Origin of the sequence: Photobacterium sp. CCB-ST2H9 (assembly GCF_023151555.2) — a bacterium.
GTDB lineage: Bacteria > Pseudomonadota > Gammaproteobacteria > Enterobacterales > Vibrionaceae > Photobacterium.
Map to the genome: position 1 here is coordinate 3,022,744 of NZ_CP100425.1, position 18,674 is coordinate 3,041,417.

At 53.1% G+C, this 18,674-nt stretch carries 18 protein-coding genes; 7 read left to right on the forward strand and 11 right to left on the reverse strand.

All coding sequences use genetic code 11. From position 1 onward, the window contains the following. Positions 1–9: 9 nt before the first annotated feature. Positions 10–864 carry a ribose-phosphate diphosphokinase gene (gene prs, locus L4174_RS13845; protein WP_248141468.1) on the reverse strand — a complete coding sequence of 285 codons (855 nt, stop codon included), beginning with the start codon at positions 862–864 and terminating at the stop codon, positions 10–12. Positions 865–1,040: 176 nt separating this feature from the next. Here prs and L4174_RS13850 point away from each other — a divergent pair, with 176 nt between their 5' ends. Then, the gene (locus L4174_RS13850) at positions 1,041–1,739 is read left to right on the forward strand and encodes an NUDIX domain-containing protein (protein ID WP_248141469.1); all 699 of its coding nucleotides are present in this window, start codon (positions 1,041–1,043) and stop codon (positions 1,737–1,739) included. 119 nt (positions 1,740–1,858) lie between these two features. On the opposite strand, the gene rraB is transcribed toward L4174_RS13850, so the two are convergent. Beyond that, positions 1,859–2,239, reverse strand: coding sequence for a ribonuclease E inhibitor RraB (gene rraB, locus L4174_RS13855; RefSeq protein WP_248141470.1), 381 nt, complete (start codon positions 2,237–2,239; stop codon positions 1,859–1,861). Positions 2,240–2,542: 303 nt separating this feature from the next. Here rraB and argF point away from each other — a divergent pair, with 303 nt between their 5' ends. The 5 genes from argF (at position 2,543) to L4174_RS13880 (ending at position 6,920) form a co-directional block, all read left to right on the forward strand. Next, positions 2,543–3,547, forward strand: a complete 1,005-nt coding sequence (gene argF / locus L4174_RS13860; protein WP_248141471.1) for an ornithine carbamoyltransferase — start codon at positions 2,543–2,545, stop codon at positions 3,545–3,547. A gap of 261 nt (positions 3,548–3,808) precedes the next feature. Then, positions 3,809–4,738 carry an aspartate carbamoyltransferase gene (gene pyrB, locus L4174_RS13865; RefSeq protein ID WP_248141472.1) on the forward strand — a complete coding sequence of 310 codons (930 nt, stop codon included), beginning with the start codon at positions 3,809–3,811 and terminating at the stop codon, positions 4,736–4,738. A 15-nt stretch (positions 4,739–4,753) separates the two neighbouring features. Then, positions 4,754–5,218 (forward strand): aspartate carbamoyltransferase regulatory subunit, encoded by a 465-nt coding sequence (gene pyrI / locus L4174_RS13870; protein WP_248141473.1) that lies wholly within the window; start codon positions 4,754–4,756, stop codon positions 5,216–5,218. Between the two features lie 248 nt (positions 5,219–5,466). Next, positions 5,467–6,447, forward strand: coding sequence for a trypsin-like peptidase domain-containing protein (locus L4174_RS13875; RefSeq protein ID WP_248141474.1), 981 nt, complete (start codon positions 5,467–5,469; stop codon positions 6,445–6,447). Between the two features lie 83 nt (positions 6,448–6,530). Further along, positions 6,531–6,920, forward strand: coding sequence for a RidA family protein (locus L4174_RS13880; protein ID WP_211647082.1), 390 nt, complete (start codon positions 6,531–6,533; stop codon positions 6,918–6,920). A gap of 97 nt (positions 6,921–7,017) precedes the next feature. Here L4174_RS13880 and idi read toward each other — a convergent pair whose 3' ends face one another. The 8 genes from idi to nudF form a co-directional block, all read right to left on the reverse strand. After that, positions 7,018–7,554 (reverse strand): isopentenyl-diphosphate Delta-isomerase, encoded by a 537-nt coding sequence (idi, locus tag L4174_RS13885; protein WP_248141475.1) that lies wholly within the window; start codon positions 7,552–7,554, stop codon positions 7,018–7,020. 76 nt (positions 7,555–7,630) lie between these two features. Then, complete coding sequence (locus L4174_RS13890; protein WP_248141476.1) at positions 7,631–8,356, reverse strand: 1-acylglycerol-3-phosphate O-acyltransferase; 726 nt, start codon at positions 8,354–8,356, stop codon at positions 7,631–7,633. Between the two features lie 168 nt (positions 8,357–8,524). Further along, complete coding sequence (parC, locus tag L4174_RS13895) at positions 8,525–10,792, reverse strand: DNA topoisomerase IV subunit A (protein ID WP_248141477.1); 2,268 nt, start codon at positions 10,790–10,792, stop codon at positions 8,525–8,527. A gap of 73 nt (positions 10,793–10,865) precedes the next feature. Beyond that, a complete protein-coding gene (gene parE / locus L4174_RS13900) occupies positions 10,866–12,755 on the reverse strand; it encodes a DNA topoisomerase IV subunit B (protein WP_248141478.1) in 1,890 nt (629 codons plus the stop codon). A gap of 120 nt (positions 12,756–12,875) precedes the next feature. After that, a complete protein-coding gene (gene yqiA, locus L4174_RS13905) occupies positions 12,876–13,454 on the reverse strand; it encodes an esterase YqiA (RefSeq protein WP_248141479.1) in 579 nt (192 codons plus the stop codon). Continuing rightward, on the reverse strand, positions 13,454–14,278 hold the full coding sequence (cpdA, locus tag L4174_RS13910) for a 3',5'-cyclic-AMP phosphodiesterase (RefSeq protein WP_248141480.1): 825 nt from the start codon (positions 14,276–14,278) through the stop codon (positions 13,454–13,456). The genes yqiA and cpdA overlap by 1 nt, the downstream gene beginning before the upstream one ends. Positions 14,279–14,306: 28 nt before the next feature. After that, a complete protein-coding gene (locus L4174_RS13915; RefSeq protein WP_330960447.1) occupies positions 14,307–14,756 on the reverse strand; it encodes a DUF1249 family protein in 450 nt (149 codons plus the stop codon). After that, positions 14,735–15,379 (reverse strand): ADP-ribose diphosphatase, encoded by a 645-nt coding sequence (nudF, locus tag L4174_RS13920; RefSeq protein ID WP_248141481.1) that lies wholly within the window; start codon positions 15,377–15,379, stop codon positions 14,735–14,737. Before nudF ends, L4174_RS13915 begins: the two co-directional genes overlap by 22 nt. A gap of 414 nt (positions 15,380–15,793) precedes the next feature. Here nudF and tolC point away from each other — a divergent pair, with 414 nt between their 5' ends. Then, positions 15,794–17,089, forward strand: coding sequence for an outer membrane channel protein TolC (gene tolC / locus L4174_RS13925; RefSeq protein ID WP_248141482.1), 1,296 nt, complete (start codon positions 15,794–15,796; stop codon positions 17,087–17,089). Positions 17,090–17,167: 78 nt separating this feature from the next. On the opposite strand, the gene hldE is transcribed toward tolC, so the two are convergent. Further along, positions 17,168–18,598: a bifunctional D-glycero-beta-D-manno-heptose-7-phosphate kinase/D-glycero-beta-D-manno-heptose 1-phosphate adenylyltransferase HldE gene (gene hldE, locus L4174_RS13930; protein ID WP_248141483.1), complete on the reverse strand. Its 1,431-nt coding sequence runs from the start codon at positions 18,596–18,598 to the stop codon at positions 17,168–17,170. Positions 18,599–18,674: the final 76 nt, after the last annotated feature.

An 18,674-nucleotide genomic window follows, 5' to 3' on the forward strand; every position in this document is an offset into this window, starting at 1 on the left:
GGGTACTCCTTACAGTTCGATCATTTCCAGTTGCACATCGCTGTGCTGAATGAAATCCGCTTTATCACGGCAAGAATTCGTGGTGTAAATGGTGTCGATCAGGCCAGCAAAAACGGCCAGCCCCTGAGAAAAGATGCCGTGGGTCACATAGAGAGCAATGGACTTAGCCCCCTGCGCTTTCAGTACTTTCGCCAGTTCAATAAAGGTTCTGCCCCCATCACAGATGTCATCGGCGATCAGCACATCTTTTCCGCTGACCTCACCCAGCACCTGAGTTTGAAGGATTTCACCGGTTTTCAGATCACGGACTTTTTGCGCTTGAATCACTTCAGGCTCACCGCCAAAGTGCTCCGAGATTTTGACCGTTTTTTTGCTTGCGCCTGCATCCGGCGAAATCAATGTGAGTGCGCCGCTGCTCAGCTGTTGTCGCAGTTGCGGAAACTGTTCAATCAGGTTGACTTGGGCGATATTTTCGACTCTGTCCAGTAACGCCGGCGCCACCTCGCTGTGGGCATCCCACACGGTGACTTTATTCAGATTGAGCTGGTTAATCAGGGATGCCATGACTTTCGCGCCCAGCGCTTCACCGGCCACACAGACCCTGTCCTGACGCGCATACGGGAAATACGGGATAAGCAATTCAATTGATATCCGTTCCATACACAGTCTTTTTAATGCATCAACGGCCATCAACAGACGCATTACCTGTGAGGAGTTCGTGACTCTGGCAATCACCTGTACTTTTTCGCTTTGAGCGAAATCCGATGGATTGAAACGGATGTGCTCTTCTCCTCCGGAAAAAGTAAAGGCTTCATATGCCACATCTTTTGTGTTTCCAGCGTATTCATAACTGATGACTTTCATATCCCCTCACAAATAATGTCCTTAAGACACAAACAAGGTAGCAAACAAAATCCCACCAATCAACAAATTTGTGTCCTTAAGACACAATATCTGATTTCCTTATGTATGACTCCTCTTCATTTGCCTGATTAACAAGATTTCGTTATTGTGTCGAAAAGACACAAAATAAGATTGTCATGGCGCTTGATTACGATTTAAACCAATACAAAAACCCACTGTTCACGGTGGACAGCGTGCTGTTTACAATTTTGCAGGGCAGCCTGAAAGTTCTGCTGGTGAAACGGGCGAACGCCCCTTTTCAGGGACGGTGGGGATTACCGGGCGGATTTGTGGATGTCGACTCAGACGACAATACCGATATGAGTGCGCTGAGGAAAATCAAAGAGAAAACCAGCGTTGCGCCACAATATCTGGAGCAGCTGCAGGCATTTTCCGGGATCAACCGCGATCCGAGAGGATTCAGCGTGACGCTGGTGTATTACGCTTTAATTTCCCCGCAACACGCTGCGACACAAATCGACGCCGTCGATGACGTCAAGTGGGTGGATCTGGGTGAACTGCCCGATCTCGCCGTCGCATTTGATCACAAGCACATCATCGAAAAAGCCAAAGAACGCTTACAGCAAAAGGCCCTGTATTCGATGATCCCGGTCTACTGCCTGCCCGAACAGTTCACCATCGGACAGCTCAAATCGGCCATTGAAGCGATTATTGCCAAGCCAATCCAGCGTAAGAGTCTGGTGAGAAGAATTGAGGCCTCAGGGATGTTCGAAGCACTGGATGAGAAAGTGAAATCCGGCGGCCGACTGGCACAGCTCTACAAATTAAAACCGGATGTCGATATCGTGCATTTTGAGCGAAATCTCAGCCTGTAGCCTGAGGTGATATCCGTTGGAAGCGGGAAAAAGACTTTCTCCCTGATCTTCATGATGATCGGTCGCACTAAAAAAATCCCCCGACGAATCGGGGGATTTTTTAGCCACAGATGGGATCATCACTCTTCGTCGTCTTCACCCGACTCGAAATAAGTGCCCCAGCCGTCGTAATCAATGTTGTATTTCTGTGCCAGTTCCATCAGCTTCAGGACCTGCTCATCGATCAGCTCAGCATCCAGTGCAGATTCCATCACGGCATCAAAACAGACAACTTTACCGCCGCCGTCTTCCGGATCCAGCTCAAGCTCTTCAGCATCCATCACTTCGAAGCCCATTTTAAATGCTTCTGCAGCAGCACCTTCCAGTTGCGCAAAGGTATCAGCGGAGAAGTGGTGCTCAATCGAATACAGCGCGTCCGGATCACTGCCATCTTCCAGCAGGGACTCGATAATCTCGCGAGTCTCTTCCTTCTGCTCTTCAATCAGTTCTGCGTAAGACATAGGGTCTCTCCAAGTAGGGTCTGACGACCTGAGTATGTACAAAATCGGCCGCCAATATGGCACGGATCACCATGAATTTCCATCTTCTCCCCGCCCTTTTCTTTCCCGGGTTTCATGACCGTTACCAGACCGGGCAATCCAGCACGGACCGACCGCGCTTTTTTCCGGCTTTTCAGCTGACTTTTACGATTGACACGAGCATATATAATTTCATATTTTATGGGTAATTATTCACAAATGACGTATTTACATACATAACGCAGCGATCAGTGTTCGCTGAAGTCATGAACACGAGGACGAGATATGGCATTTAATCTGCGCAACCGGAATTTTCTCAAGCTGCTGGATTTCACCCCACGCGAAATCGGGCACCTGCTGACACTTTCCGCAGAACTGAAAAAAGCCAAATATACCGGCCACGAGCAGCCGCGCCTGAACGGCAAGAATATTGCCCTGATATTTGAAAAATCCTCGACCCGTACCCGCTGTGCCTTTGAAGTGGCGGCTTTTGATCAGGGCGCCCGTGTCTCCTATCTCGGACCGTCAGGCAGTCAGATTGGTCATAAAGAATCAATGAAAGACACCGCCCGGGTGCTGGGCCGGATGTATGACGGCATCCAGTACCGCGGTTTCGGACAAGATATCGTCGAAGAGTTGGGGCAATACGCTGGTGTCCCGGTCTGGAACGGTCTGACCGATGAATTCCACCCGACGCAGATCCTGGCTGACTTTCTGACGATGCAGGAACACATCCCGGAAAAACCGCTGCAGGAAATCAAATTTGCCTATCTGGGCGATGCGCGGAACAACATGGGCAACTCCCTGATGGTGGGTGCGGCAAAAATGGGGATGGATATCCGTCTGGTTGCGCCGGAAGCCTACTGGCCGGAAGAGACACTGATTAAGCAATGCCTTGAAATTGCAAAGGAAACCGGCGCACGTATCACTCTGACCGAATCGGTTGATGAAGGCGTTCAGGGATGTGACTATCTCTACACGGATGTGTGGGTTTCGATGGGTGAAGCGCCGTCTGCCTGGGATGAGCGGGTGAAGGATCTGCTGCCTTATCAGGTGAATTCATCCACACTCAAAGCAACCGGCAATCCCAGCGTCAAATTCATGCACTGCCTGCCCGCGTTTCATAATGATGAAACCACCGTCGGAAAGGAAGTGGCAGAAAAATACGGCCTGTCCGGGCTGGAAGTAACAGAATCCGTCTTTGAGTCGGCACATTCGATTGTCTTTGATCAGGCGGAGAACCGGATGCACACCATTAAAGCCGTGATGGTGGCAACGCTGGGCAGCTAGCGAACATCCAACCGGGCAAACGCTTGCGCCCCAGAAAAATGACGGTATAATCCTCCGCAATTTGTCTGGAGAGAGCAAAAAATGGCCCTGATCGCAATGCAAAATCTGCAGCGACGCCGCCGGTTCACGGCGAGCCGTGCCGTTTTTGTTTCTCCGAAACCGAATCCACAAGCCTCCTGATCTCAGGGGGCTTTTTTTTACCTGTAACTCCGGACCAGACAGAGCTGAAGCAACTTGTTCCAGACCAAAGAGGGAAGCGCCATGGCGAATTCGCTATACCATAAGCACATTATTTCAATCCCCGAGCTTAGCCGCAGTGAACTCGAACTGATCGTTGAAACAGCCGCACAGCTGAAAAAGGAACCCAACCCAGAGCTGCTGAAACATAAAGTCATCGCCAGCTGTTTCTTCGAGCCATCGACCCGCACCCGCCTGTCGTTCGAAACGGCAATTCAGCGCCTGGGCGGCAGTGTGATTGGCTTTGACAGCGGCGGCAATACGTCACTGGCCAAGAAAGGCGAAACCCTGATTGATTCCGTGCAGGTCATCACCTCTTATGTCGATGCCTTCGTGATGCGTCACCCGCAGGAAGGCGCGGCCCGTCTGGCATCCGAGTTTTCCGGAAAAGTTCCGGTCATCAACGCGGGCGACGGAGCGAACCAGCACCCGACCCAAACCCTGCTGGATCTGTTCAGTATTGCTGAAACTCAGAGCCGGCTGGACAATCTCAATGTCGCCTTTGTCGGTGATCTGAAATACGGCCGTACCGTCCACTCTCTGACGCAGGCACTGTCGAAGTTCAACAACATCCGCTTCTTCTTTATCGCACCGGAAGCGCTGGCGATGCCGGATTACATTTGCGAAGAGCTGGACGAAGCCGGCATTCAGTACAGCCTGCATACGCAGATGGAAGAAGTGATCCCTGAACTGGACATCCTCTATATGACCCGGGTGCAGAAAGAACGCTTCGATGAATCGGAATATGCCCACATGAAGGCGGCTTATATTCTGAACGCAGACATGCTGGCCAATGCACGGGAAAACCTCAAAGTGCTGCATCCGCTGCCACGGGTTGATGAGATCACCACAGATGTGGATACCACCCCGCACGCCTATTATTTCCAGCAGGCAGAAAACGGGGTCTATGCCCGTCAGGCATTGCTGGCGCTGGTGCTGAACCCAAATCTTTAAGCAGGAGATACTATCATGACAAAAGATACCCAACTTCAGGTTGAAGCGATCAAAAACGGCACTGTCATTGACCATATCCCTGCCAATATCGGCATCAAGGTCCTGCGTTTGTTCCAGCTGCACGAAGCCAAAGAAAAAGTGACCATTGGTCTGAATCTGCCCTCTTCCGTTCAGGGCACCAAGGATCTGATCAAAATTGAAAATGTCTTCCTGAATGAAGAGCTGGCCAATCAATTGGCGCTGTATGCCCCAAAAGCCACGGTCAATCAGATTGAAAACTATCAGGTGGTGAAGAAGCTGACGCTGTCACTGCCTGCCCAGATCAACGCGATCTTCAAGTGCCCGAACTCAAATTGCATCACCCACAATGAGCCGGTTGACAGCAGTTTCAGAGTTCTGACCAAACATGAAGAAGTCCGTCTGAAGTGCAAATACTGTGAAAAAGTCTTTGCACGCGATATTGTCACCGATTACCACTGATTGTCCGCCCATCTCCGATGACAAAACTGAGAAAGCCGGCTCACCTCTGAGCCGGCTTTACTGTTTTTACAGCCTTTTGACTCCTCAGCCCCGCCATTCTCAGTTCAACAACATTGTCTCGTCAGGCTGCTCCCTAGACTCAGGAAAAACGCCACGCATCGTTGACTTCCATCAGGTCAGTCCGCTGCGTTTCTTCTGGGGTTTCACGTTTTCGTCCTGTATCACAGGCACTAAAGCAGGGACATTCAATGAATTGGAATGCGCAGTATTGTCATCTTTTGCTGAAAAAATGGGCAGGCAAACTGTTTGCCGGGGTTCTGGCGCTGGGGCTTGTCAGCTGTATCATGACCAATGGTGAGGTTTCTCAGGCACCGACACATACTGCCAATCAGCAGGTGGTGATCGGCGTACCCATCCTGCTTGGCGGATTCGGTTCGTCAGTCCCGATTACACCGCATCTTCAGGTCACGGCCAAACATGTCGCCCGCTATTCCTGGAACCGGGATGTGATTTATCATCCACTCTGCGATCTGGCGCTGATCCGGACCGATTCCGCCAGCGTGCCAACCTGGGGACTGATTTACCCGGATCAGGATGTCACTCATCTGGGACATTCCCTGCTGGGGAACAGCATTCAGGGCCAGGGTAAATACCTGCAGGACGTCATAGATACCAACACCCAATGCCTGTACTCACTGAGTGATGCTCCGGTGATGTCCGGTATGAGCGGCGGCCCGGTGCTGAATGACGCCGGCGAAGTCGTCGGGATCACCGTCGCCATCGTGAACAATCCGGAAGATCTGAAAAACCTGCGTCCGGCGCTCCGCTACAGCCAGTTTATCCCGGCCACCCTGATCTTCGACTGGCTGGCCGAGTTAGGGATCACGCCCACATCTGCCAGTCATGACCTCGCCAGTATCGAAGTCTCTCCTTATGTCCGACGCATCAACCGTAACACCGATGTACCGGACGCACTGGGTCTACCTCACAATCCTGAAACCGCAGCATTACGGCCCGCGCCTGCCCCGGTGTCCGAGTCCCGTCCGACCCCGTCACCGCTCAGCAGCTTCCAGACTCAGGTGACAGGGACCTTCCCCGTAACCACAAATGACAGTAAAGATGTCGCCCTGAAAGCAGACGCACCAGCGGATTATCAGACAAGCGATGCTGACAAGTCTGATCCCGAAGTGATTCAAAACTCCCGGCTGGTCCCTGTTTTTCAGGAGTAAACCTTTTGACCTGCCAGAGAAGGCGTTGCACACTAGGATCTGGTGACCCTAGCACCTTCACAATGAATCAATAAGGAACAACGATGACTCAAGTACTGCACACAGACAAAGCGCCTGCAGCGATCGGCCCATATGTTCAGGGCGTGGATCTGGGCAACATGGTTCTGACTTCCGGCCAAATTCCAGTGAATCCGGCGACCGGTGAAGTCCCGGAAGATATCGCGGCACAGGCACGTCAGTCTCTGGAAAACGTCAAAGCCGTTGTCGAATCTTCTGGTCTGAAAGTGTCAGATATCGTGAAAATGACCGTGTTTGTGAAAGATCTGAACGACTTCGGCACCGTCAATGAAGTGTATGGTCAATTCTTCGATGAAAACCATGCCCCTTACCCGGCGCGTTCTTGCGTTGAGGTTGCCCGTCTGCCAAAAGACGTGAAAATCGAAATCGAAGCCATTGCTGTACGCAAAGCCTGATTCCGGTCAATCCCCGGGCTCTGATGCAAAAATGCGGATTTAACAATGCAATGAAAGAAAAAGACGGGTCCGGCCCGTCTTTTTTTGTGCGCAAATTTTATGGACGGAGTGATTCCAGCGTATGCTTGTAGACTTCACTGAACCAGGCCGTAAAAGTTTCAGGGGATTGCGCCAGGCAAGCGGAGAGTTCCGCCTCTGGCCACCAGCGGTAAGCCATCACTTCATCCACATTGGGCGCTAGAGCCAGAACCGGCGTTTCTGCAACCAGAACATAATCCAGTTCATGCTCAACTAAATCGTTATCCAGCGCTGCGCGGTAAATAAATCGGGCCACTTCCTCAAAGCTCGTCACGTCCTTGATCCCCAACTCTTCGTCCAGACGCCGTGATGCGGCCTGTTGCAGGCTTTCTCCCTCACGCGGATGAGAGCAACAGGTATTGGTCCACAAGCCGCCACTGTGGTACTTCCCCATCGCCCGCTGCTGCAGCAGAAACTCTCTGCCTGTTGCGGTTTCCCGGTACAAAAGCACCGAGAAAGCAAGATGCAACAAACCGTCCCGGTGAGCCTGCATTTTTTCAGCCAGCCCCAGATGCTCACCGGCCTGATTCACCAATATCACAAATTCCCGGCTCATGACTCACCTTTTCTGACGACAGAAACAAAGACAGGCCCAATGGCCTGTCTTCCTGACAATACAATCCGTGAAACGATTATTTGGCGGATCGGGCCGCAGCTTCAGCATTCAGCTCATCCAGCTTCGCGACCATCAGATCACGGCAACGCTCTGACAGCTCACGAATGTCTTCTTTGGTCATCCCTTCGGTCGAAACCGGTGGCATCACTTCAACAATCACCACACCATTGTTCCAGCGATTAAACTTTACATGGTCTGTGGTGCTGCACACAATCGGGACGACGGGTACGCCGGCACCAATCGCAGCATGAAACGCACCGGTTTTAAATGGCAGCAGACCACGGCCACGGGAGCGGGTTCCTTCCGGAAACATCCACACCGATACCTTTCGTTCTTTAATCTTTTCAACAACCTGTCCGATCGTCCCCATGGCTTTACTGCGGTTCGCGCGGTCAATCAGAATGTTGCCGGTCAGCCAGTACAGCTGGCCAAACAAAGGCATCCACAGCAGGCTCTTCTTACCGACCGTTACGGTACGCGGCAAAACTGCACCGGCAATGGTGAACAGATCGTAGTTATTCTGGTGGTTGCCGATGTGCACGCTCGGGCCGACTTCTTTGGCTGCATCTGCCACACGTAATTCCAGCCGAATGCCGAGGATACGGGACATTTTCGCGAATAAACGGGCAAACGTGTGAACATGTTTCGGGTTACGCGGGCTCAGCAGGCAATAACCACAACCGAACACAAACATGACGATGGCAAACAGCGCAAGTGCCAACAGTCGAAATACAGCAATCATCAAATTCTCCTCAGCGTACAAGCGTGCGCTAGTATACCCAGTCAAAGGGAAATTACATCCATAAAACGGCTTTTTTGTCGGATCCTGACACCAGTTCAAATGCCCCGGAGAAACAAAACAGGCCTCAGAAATGAGGCCTGCTTCATCACTTACAGCTCAGGGTGATCATCAGAGTTGATCATCGTCCTGATCCGGAGAGGTCATTTCATAGCTGGTGACCCGCTGCAGGCCACGCGGCAGCATCGCCCCGCGACGTCCGCGCTCACCGATGAAGTTCTCCAGATCCGCAGCTTTCAGTCCCAGCTTACGCTTACCGGCATACAGCGTCAGCTCACCGCCTGCTGGCAGTACCAGCAGATGCGACAAGAACTCTTCCCGAGATTTGGCACGGGCAGCCGGAATATTGATGATCTTATTCCCTTTCCCTTTACCCAACTGTGGCAGATCCTGGATCGGGAAGACCAGCATCCGGCCTTCATTGGTGATCGCCAGCACCTGATCTGATTTCAGATCCGAGATCGGCTGTGGCGGCATCACTTCACATTCAGCCGGAACACTCAGCAGCGCCTTACCATTCCGGTTCTTAGAAATCATGTCGCTGCCTTTACAGACAAAACCATAACCGGCATCAGACGCCATCAGCCAGTATTGCTCATCTTCCGGCATCAGAACCTGCCGTACACTGCTGCCTGGGGTAATGTTGAGACGACCGGTAACCGGCTCACCCTGACTGCGCGCAGACGGCAGCGAATGAGATTCCAGCGCATAACTTCGGCCGTCGCTGCCAATAAAGACGGCTGGCTGATTGCTCTTTCCGCGAGCGTGGCTGAGATAGCTGTCACCCGACTTATAATTCAGCGTGCTCGGATCCACCTCATGGCCTTTGGCATGACGGACCCAGCCCTTATCGGACAACACCACGGTAATCGCTTCACTCGGAAGCAGATCGCGCTCAGTCATCGCCTTGGCTTCAGCACGCTCGACCAGCGGCGAACGACGGTCATCACCGTATTTCTCAGCGTCGGCCAGCAGTTCTTTTTTCAGCAGGGTGTTCATGCGACGTTCAGAGCCCAGCAGCTGTTCCAGCTTCTCACGCTCTTTATTCAGTTCGTCCTGCTCACCTCGGATCTTAATCTCTTCCAGTTTGGCTAACTGGCGTAATTTAATCTCAAGAATCGCTTCCGCCTGAGTCGCACTCAGCCCGAAACGGCTCATCAGTTCTGCTTTCGGATCATCTTCAGTACGGATGATCTCAATCACTTCATCGATGTTGAGATAAGCAGCCAGCAAACCTTCCAGAATGTGCAGGCGGGCCAGCACTTTGTCCAGACGGTGCTGCAGGCGGCGACGCACCGTCTCACGACGGAAGGTCAGCCATTCAGACAGAATCGTCACCAGACCTTTCACCTGCGGGCGTCCGTCCAGACCCAGCATATTCAGGTTGACCCGGAAACTTTTCTCCAGATCAGTCGACGCAAACAAATGCTCCATCAGCTGTTCGCAGTCAACGCGGTTCGAGCGCGGCACGATCACAATCCGGGTCGGGTTCTCATGGTCCGACTCATCACGCAAGTCTTCCACCAGCGGCAATTTCTTCGCCCGCATCATCCCGGCAATCTGCTCCAGCAGTTTCGAACCGGAAACCTGATGCGGCAGCGCGGTGATAATGATTTCACCGTTGTCCTTGCTCCACACCGCACGCATTTTCACGCTGCCCTTCCCGGTGCGGTAAATCTTTTTCAGATCCTCTTTCGAAGACGTAATTTCCGCTTCCGTCGGATAATCCGGACCTTTGACGAACGTCATCAGCTCGTCCAGATCAGCATTCGGATTTTCGATCAGATGCACCACGGCATTGGCGACTTCACGGGCATTATGCGGCGGAATATCGGTTGCCATACCCACGGCAATCCCCGTGACACCATTAAGCAGGATGTGCGGCAGACGGGCAGGCAGCATCAGAGGTTCTTTCATGGTGCCGTCAAAGTTCGGACCCCACTCGACCGTGCCCTGACCCAGCTCACTGAGCAGCACTTCAGAAAAACGTGACAGGCGCGATTCGGTATAACGCATGGCCGCGAACGATTTCGGGTCATCCGGTGCACCCCAGTTCCCCTGGCCGTCGACCAGCGGATAACGGTACGAGAACGGCTGCGCCATCAAAACCATGGCTTCATAACAGGCCGAGTCACCGTGCGGGTGATACTTACCCAGCACGTCACCCACGGTCCGGGCCGATTTCTTGTATTTGGCTGTGGCACTCAGGCCCAGCTCAGACATTGCGTAAATGATCCGGCGCTGTACCGGTTTCAGGCCATCGCCGATAAACGGCAGGGCCCGGTCCATGATTACGTACATGGAGTAATTCAGATAGGCATCTTCAGTAAACTTTCGCAGCGGAAGCTGCTCGATACCTTCCATTGAGACATCAGTCATGGTGCTAAATCCGTGTTGTCCTCATTCCTGCCGGTCTGCCCGGCAGGAGGAAATCAGTCATGGGGTCGTCGGCTTACACGTCGACTTCGGCCAGATCACCTTTGGTCTGCAACCAACTGCGGCGGTCTTCAGAACGCTTTTTACACAGCAGCATATCCATCATCTGGTTGGTCTGCTCGTCGTCATCAATCGTCAGTTGCACCAGACGACGGGTATTCGGGTCCATCGTGGTTTCACGCAGCTGCATCGGGTTCATCTCACCCAGACCTTTAAAGCGCTGGACGTTGACCTTTCCGCGCTTGCCGCTTAAGCGATCAAGAATGCCTTCTTTTTCAGCTTCATCCAGCGCGTAGTAAACCTCTTTGCCCAGATCGAGCCGGTACAGCGGCGGCATCGCAATATAAACGTGACCGGCGCGCACCAAGGCTTCAAAGTGCTTCATAAACAGCGCACACAGCAGGGTTGCGATGTGCAGACCATCCGAGTCAGCATCCGCCAGTACGCAGATTTTACCGTAGCGCAGGCCACTCAGATCATCGCTGTCCGGGTCGATACCCAGCGCGACGGAAATATCGTGCACTTCCTGCGAGGCCAGTACCTGATCAGCAGAAACCTCCCAGGTATTCAGGATTTTACCGCGCAACGGCATGATGGCCTGATATTCACGGTCACGGGCCTGTTTGGCGGAACCGCCGGCCGAGTCCCCCTCCACCAGGAAAAGTTCGGTTCTGCTGAGATCCTGCTGCGAACAGTCAGCCAGTTTACCCGGCAGCGCCGGACCACTGGTGACTTTCTTCCGGACCACCTTTTTACTCGCACGCATCCGGCGATGGGCGTTGGCGATACAGATTTCAGCCAGTTGTTCCGCAATTTGCGGGCGCTCATTCAGCCACAGACTGAAGGCATCTTTCACCACTCCGGAAACAAATGCAGCACACTGGCGAGACGAGAGGCGCTCTTTGGTCTGACCGGCAAACTGCGGATCCTGCATCTTCACTGAGAGCACATAAGCACAGCGGTCCCAGATATCTTCTGCCGTCAGCTTCACGCCGCGCGGCAGCAGATTCCGGAATTCACAGAATTCACGCATCGCATCCAGCAGGCCCTGACGCAGCCCGTTCACATGGGTGCCGCCCTGAGCCGTCGGGATCAGATTGACGTAGCTTTCGGTAAGCAGCTCGCCGCCTTCCGGCAGCCAGACCACCGCCCAGTCTGCCGCTTCATTCTGACCGGAGAACACACCGGTAAACGGCGCTTCCGGCACTAACGGGTATTCTTTGACGGCTTCAAACAGATAATCGTTCAGGCCGTCTTCATAGCACCAGCGCAGTGTTTCGTTGGCAATCTTGTCGGTAAAGACGATTTCAAGACCGGGACACAGCACGGCCTTGGCTTTCAGCACGCTCTTCAGGCGGCTGACCGAGAATTTCGGGCTGTCGAAGTATTTGGCATCCGGCCAGAAATGAACCCGGGTACCTTTGGCCCGACGGCCACAGGTATCAATCACTTCCAGTTCACTGACTTTGTCACCGTTCTCAAACGCGATCTGATAGACCTGACCGTCGCGCTTGACCGTGACTTCCACCCGTGTGGACAGGGCATTCACCACGGAGATACCTACCCCGTGCAAGCCCCCGGAGAACTGGTAGTTTTTATTGGAGAATTTTCCCCCGGCATGGAGTTTACACAGGATCAGTTCGACCCCGGATACCCCTTCTTCCGGGTGAATATCCACCGGCATCCCCCGGCCGTCATCGATTACTTCGAGCGACTGATCCTCATGCAGGATCACTTCGACTTTCCTGGCATGGCCAGCCAGTGCCTCGTCGACACTGTTGTCGATTACTTCCTGGCCCAGATGGTTCGGCCGTGCCGTGTCGGTGTACATGCCGGGGCGGCGGCGAACCGGCTCCAGGCCGTTCAGAACCTCAATGGCTCCGGCGTTATAGCTTTGGTCTGTCATAGATTCGGAAAGTTACGAGAAAATGTTGCCACAATAGTCAGTAACCTCAGCCTTGATGTCAAGCTGAGGCTGGCTGAGACCTGATAAATCATGCGTGCCCCAGAGCACGCTGCGAAACAGTTATAAACCTAAAAAGCGGACGATATCGGCGGGATAGCGATTAAATCCGATGAAACTGTGATCCCCTTCCGGTTCTACCGTCTGACGACAGGCTGCGTATTTTTCCACCGCCTGGCGGTAATCAAGCACTTCATCCCCTTCCTGCTGCAGCAACCACAACAGTTCGGGATGACTCAGTTGCCCGATCTCCAGCGCTTTCAGCTCATCCATATGATGCGGCGCCAGGGAATACACTTCGTCAGTATAGGGGTTCATCTGCTCACCCAGGTAATCCATCAACAGTTCAAAAGGCTTCACGGCGGGATTCACCAGCACCGCAGGTAATCCGTGTCGCTGGCTCAGCCAGGTCGCCAGATAGCCGCCCAGAGAACTGCCGACCAACCCAATCCGGTATGTCGGCTTCAGATGAGTCACTAATGTATCAATAAACTGCGCTGCCTGGCTTGGATAGCAGGGCAGTTGTGGGATCTCGACCCGGATGTCCGGGCGCTCAGTCCGGCAGTAATCCGCCATCTGCTGAGCTTTCATTGATTGGGGAGAGCTGTTGAAACCGTGAAGATAAAGCAGCAGTGCGTCCATCAGTAACCCGCCGCATCAAACTGGGGTGAGAAAGAACGCTTGCGTACCCGCTCGATCCGGGTGTCAATTTCACCAGTTGGCATCAATGCCAGCCAGCGCCAGCCCGGATTCGACTGGTCCAGTGCAAAATCATGGGAATCAGGCATAAACTGAATACAGGTCGACGGCGTTGCCAGCACGCGGACGCCCTGATGCAGCACATCCAGCTCCTGATGAATATGGCCGCACAACACGGCTTTCACTTGCGGAAAACGCGAAATCACCTGCCAGAACGCCGCATTGTTTTTCAGCTGATGCTGATCCAGCCAGCGGCTGCCCGCCGGCAGCGGATGGTGATGCAACAGAACCAGTGCGTGACGGTCCGGCTCGGCGGTCAGCGCCTGCGCCAGCATCGCCAGCTGCGCCTCGCTCAGTTCACCGTGCGGCACACCAACAACCTGGCTGTCGAGCAAAATGACCTGCCAGTGCTCACCCGCCAGCACCTGATCACAGGCTTTGATCTGCGGGGAAGGCAGCACACTCTTCATACTTGGCTGATAATCATGATTCCCGGGTAACCAGAAGCATGGCTGTTCCCAGCGGCCGATCCCGTCGGCAAAGCGCTGATATGATTCCGGGGTGTGATCCTGAGAGATATCGCCGGTGGCGATAATGGCATCAAACGGACGTGACTGTGCCGCCACTTCATCAAGCACGGCATGAAAACTGTCTTTCGTTGCGACACCCAGCAGACTCCCGGTCTCATCCGCAAATAGATGGGTATCGGTCAGTTGCAGCAACAGTACACTATCTGAATTTTTCTGCGGCAGAGAATAGGTCTGCAAAACGTCAAAACCTTGTTGAATAAAGTCGTTAATAAACCGATTGCTTACTCAGGCCATTCCTGAGGCAGTAAGCCAGCCAATCTCCCAAGAAGCGATTGACCTGATGTTTCTCATCTTTCTGGTGCATCCGCAAATTGGGGTAATCATACCTTGGCTTCAAACGCGAAATCTGCTGAATGGAACACACTTCTGCCACCCTGGCGTCATGGTATAAACGGACGGTAAAGGTCGGGATCAGGTAATCCGGCAAACCACTGTCGGTTTCCATTTTCAGCTGGATCAATGTCGTGTAGCGAGTTGACTCCAGAATACGCAGCTTATAATCATGGCTGCCAACCTGATAGGCGCACTCCTCCCCCACTGCCTCACTTTTTGGCAGCAATGGAAGCAGCTTCGCATAATTGGTTTCATATAACCGCATGATGCCTGCAAGATCGACGGTGTACCTTTTGTGACTCACTTCCCTTCCTTCGCCCATTCGGCCTGTAACTGCTGATAGTGTAGCTGCAACCATTGTAGCGCAATGATGCTGGCTGCATTTTCTATTTTACCAGACGTCACCCAGTCATAAGCCTGCTGGCGGCTGACCACATGAACGCGGATATCCTCACCTTCATCTTCCAGCCCGTGAATCCCCTGTGCAAGACGACTGTCGACACAACCGGCATACACACTCAGGGTTTCCGAACAGCCCCCAGAGCTGGACAAATAGCGGGTGATATAGGTCATCTGGCCGACATCCAGCCCGGCTTCCTCAACGGCTTCGCGGCTGACTACGGCTTCTGCGCTCTCACCCGGCTCGATCATGCCCGCAACAATTTCCATCTGCCAGGGCTGACAGTCCCCGGCCAGTGCCCCAATCCGGAACTGTTCAATTAGAACCACCTGATCCCGGACCGGATCATAGGGTAACAAAGCTGCGGCATGGCCCCGGTCCAGCATTTCCCGGGCCAGAGGCTGGCTCCAGCCCCCGGCAAAGAGGCGATGGCGAAAATGAAAAGCCTTTAACCGGAAAAAGCCCTGATAACGCACTTCTTCCTCCGTGATTTCCACATCGGTCAGGCCCAGCGTTCCGGGACCATCGGTCAATTGCTCCGGCATTTGTATTCTCCTTCAGCGCAACGTCTTCACCGCTTAGTCGCCAGAAAGGCTCACATTCGGCCAAAACGCCATTTTTTCATTCATCCCAGTGATGAGGCAATGGGTAAACTCAACTTTTTTGATAAATGTTGCAGATTTTTTTAACCTGACGCGAAATTGAGCCATGATTCAGTATGAGACGATGGTAAGCTGTATGAACAACCGTGTCACACTTGTGAAAACTTGCTGAACCATCATAAATTTTTTCGCTATCATTGCGACATCACGTCAAAAAGATTGCAATTACAATCAAGTAAAAGCGTGTTCTATGGTTAGAATTGCGCAAAAAAATCACAATTGATCAGTTTCAAGCAAGGTATCATCAGGTAAACTGAACGTTGCACATTATTTGTCAGGACTTCAGGAAAAGCATTCATGAAAAAATTGCTTCCGCTATATCTCGGCCTAGCACTGGGTGGACTCAGCCCTTTTGCGATGGCTGACGATCTTGCCGATATCTACGAACAGGCCAAACAGAACGACCCTCAGCTGCTCCGGGCCGCGGCTGATAAAGATACCGCTTTCGAAGCGATTAATTCATCCCGCAGTGCACTGTTGCCAGAAATCAATCTGACTGCCGGTTTACAGGCAACCCGTCTGGATTCCAAAGATGAAGGATTCAAAGGCGGCCTGAGTCTAACTCAGTCCCTGTATAACCGTGCAAGCTGGGTCAACCTGGACATCAGCGAAAAGCAGGCCCGTCAGACGGATGCCAGCTATGCTGCAACCAAGCAAAGCCTGATTCTGCGTGTATCCACCGCTTATTTCTCTGTACTGAGAGCCATGGACGATCTGGAATTCGTCCGTGCCGAAAAGGCCGCAGTCGGCCGCCAGCTGGAGCAGACTAAGCAGCGTTTTGAAGTCGGACTTTCCGCGATTACAGACGTGCATGATGCACAGGCTCAGTATGACAGCGTCCTGGCTGATGAAATCCTGAAAGAAAACGCGCTGACCAACAGTTATGAAGACCTGCGTGAAATTACCGGTCAGGCGCATAAAGATCTGCTGGTGCTGGATACCCAGCGTTTCTCGGCCAGCCGCCCGAATAACGCAGTTACAACTCTGCTGACCAATGCAGAAAGTCAGAACCTGAACCTGCTCAATGCCCGTATCGCGCAAGATGTTGCCCGCGATCAGATTGCACTGGCAGAATCAGGACATCTGCCAACCCTGAGCTTTGATGCGGGTTACAGCTACGACGAGATGCAGCAGGGCGGCAACATTGATCAGGGCATCCTGAGTGCCGGTATTAACCTGAAACTGCCGGTTTACACCGGCGGCCGGGTTACATCTGAAGTGAAACAGGCTCAGTACTCCTATGTTTCAATCAGCGAAACGCTGGAAGAAACCTATCGTGGTGTGGTGAAAAATGTCCGCGCTTCCTATAACAACATCAATGCTTCTATTGGTGCCCTGAAGGCCTACGAACAGTCTGTCGTTTCAGCCCGTTCAGCCCTGGAAGCGACTGAAGCCGGTTTTGACGTGGGTACACGGACGATCGTTGACGTACTGGATGCAACCCGCCGTCTGTACGATGCCAACCGGCAGTTGTCCAATGCCCGTTATGATTACATCCTGAGCCAGCTGCAACTGAAGCAGGCTGTCGGTTCTCTGAATGAACAGGACATTCTGGATGTCAATCAGGGTCTGATCCCGGCCAAGAAGAAATAATTCGGAACTCCGATATCCGATACAAAAAAGCGCCTTGAGGGCGCTTTTTTTATTGTGTGCACAATGCGTTGGCGGCAGTTAACCTTTACCGCCGCGGATCGCTTCAATGATTTCCGTGGTTGAGCAACCGTCCTCGAAATTGAGTACACGGACTTCGCCACCATTCGCAATCACTTCGCGGCCACCGGCAATCTGCTCAGGTTTGTAATCACCACCTTTCACCAGCAGGTCCGGCAAGATTTCGCTGATCAGACGCTGTGGCGTTTCCTCGGTAAAAGGTACCACCCAGTCCACCGCAGCCAGACCCGCCAGCACGGCCATCCGGCGATCTTCCGGATTCACCGGACGTCCCGGACCTTTCAGCGCACGGACAGAACTGTCAGCATTCACCGCGACAATCAGACGATCTCCCAGCTTGGCCGCTTCGTTCAGATAAGCAACATGACCGGCATGCAGGATATCGAAGCAGCCATTCGTCATGACCACTTTCTCACCCCGTGCCTTCGCTGCATTCATCGCCAGCTTCAGCTGACTCTCGGTCATCACACCAAAGCCACTGTCCTGACTGCCGTGAATTGCATTGGTCAGTTCAATTGTCGACAGTGTGGAGGTTCCCAGTTTACCCACCACAACACCTGCCGCGGCATTGGCCAGCTTACAGGCATCCGACAGGGATTTGCCCGCCGCCAGCGAGGCAGCCAGGACCGAAATCACGGTATCACCGGCACCGGTCACATCATAAACTTCTTTTGCCTGCGTCGGCATGTGCAGCGGTTCCTGACCTTTTTGCAGTAAGGTCATTCCATGCTCGCTGCGTGTCACCAGCAGTGCTTCAAGTTCGTACTGGTCGATCAGGGCAAAACCTTTTTCCACCAGCGCTTCATCTGTGCTTGCCTTTCCGGCAACGGCTTCAAACTCAGACAGGTTTGGCGTCAGCATGGTCGCACCACGGTAACGCTCAAAGTCTGTGCCTTTCGGATCGATCAGCACAGGAACGCCGCTGCGGCGACCCAGCTCAATCATGGCACGGACATGCTCCAGCGCACCCTTGGCATAATCAGACAGAATCATCGCTTTAACATTCGGCAGCGACTGCTCCAGACGCGGCAGGATCAGATCCGCATCCACATCATGGAAACCTTCTTCAAAATCGAGACGGATCAACTGCTGACCACGGCTCATCACCCGCAATTTGGTGATCGTCGGGTAATCCGGCAGGGAGACAAAGTCACAACGGACTTTCAGCGAGGACAGCTTTTCATTCAATGCACGCGCAGCATCATCAATGCCGGTCAGACCGACCAGACGCGCCTTGCCGCCCAGTGCTGCAATATTCATAGCCACGTTGGCCGCGCCGCCCGGACGTTCTTCAATCTGGTCCACTTTCACAACCGGAACCGGTGCTTCAGGTGAAATCCGTCCTGTCGGGCCAGTCCAGTAGCGATCGAGCATCACATCACCCACAACCAGCACACTGGCTTGGTCATAATCAGGCAGTGTCAGTTTCATTCTTCTCTCCGGAACGGTAAAAACTGCGAAATACTATCATAAAAGCCTGTGCGGCATACACCGGGGGAATACCGCC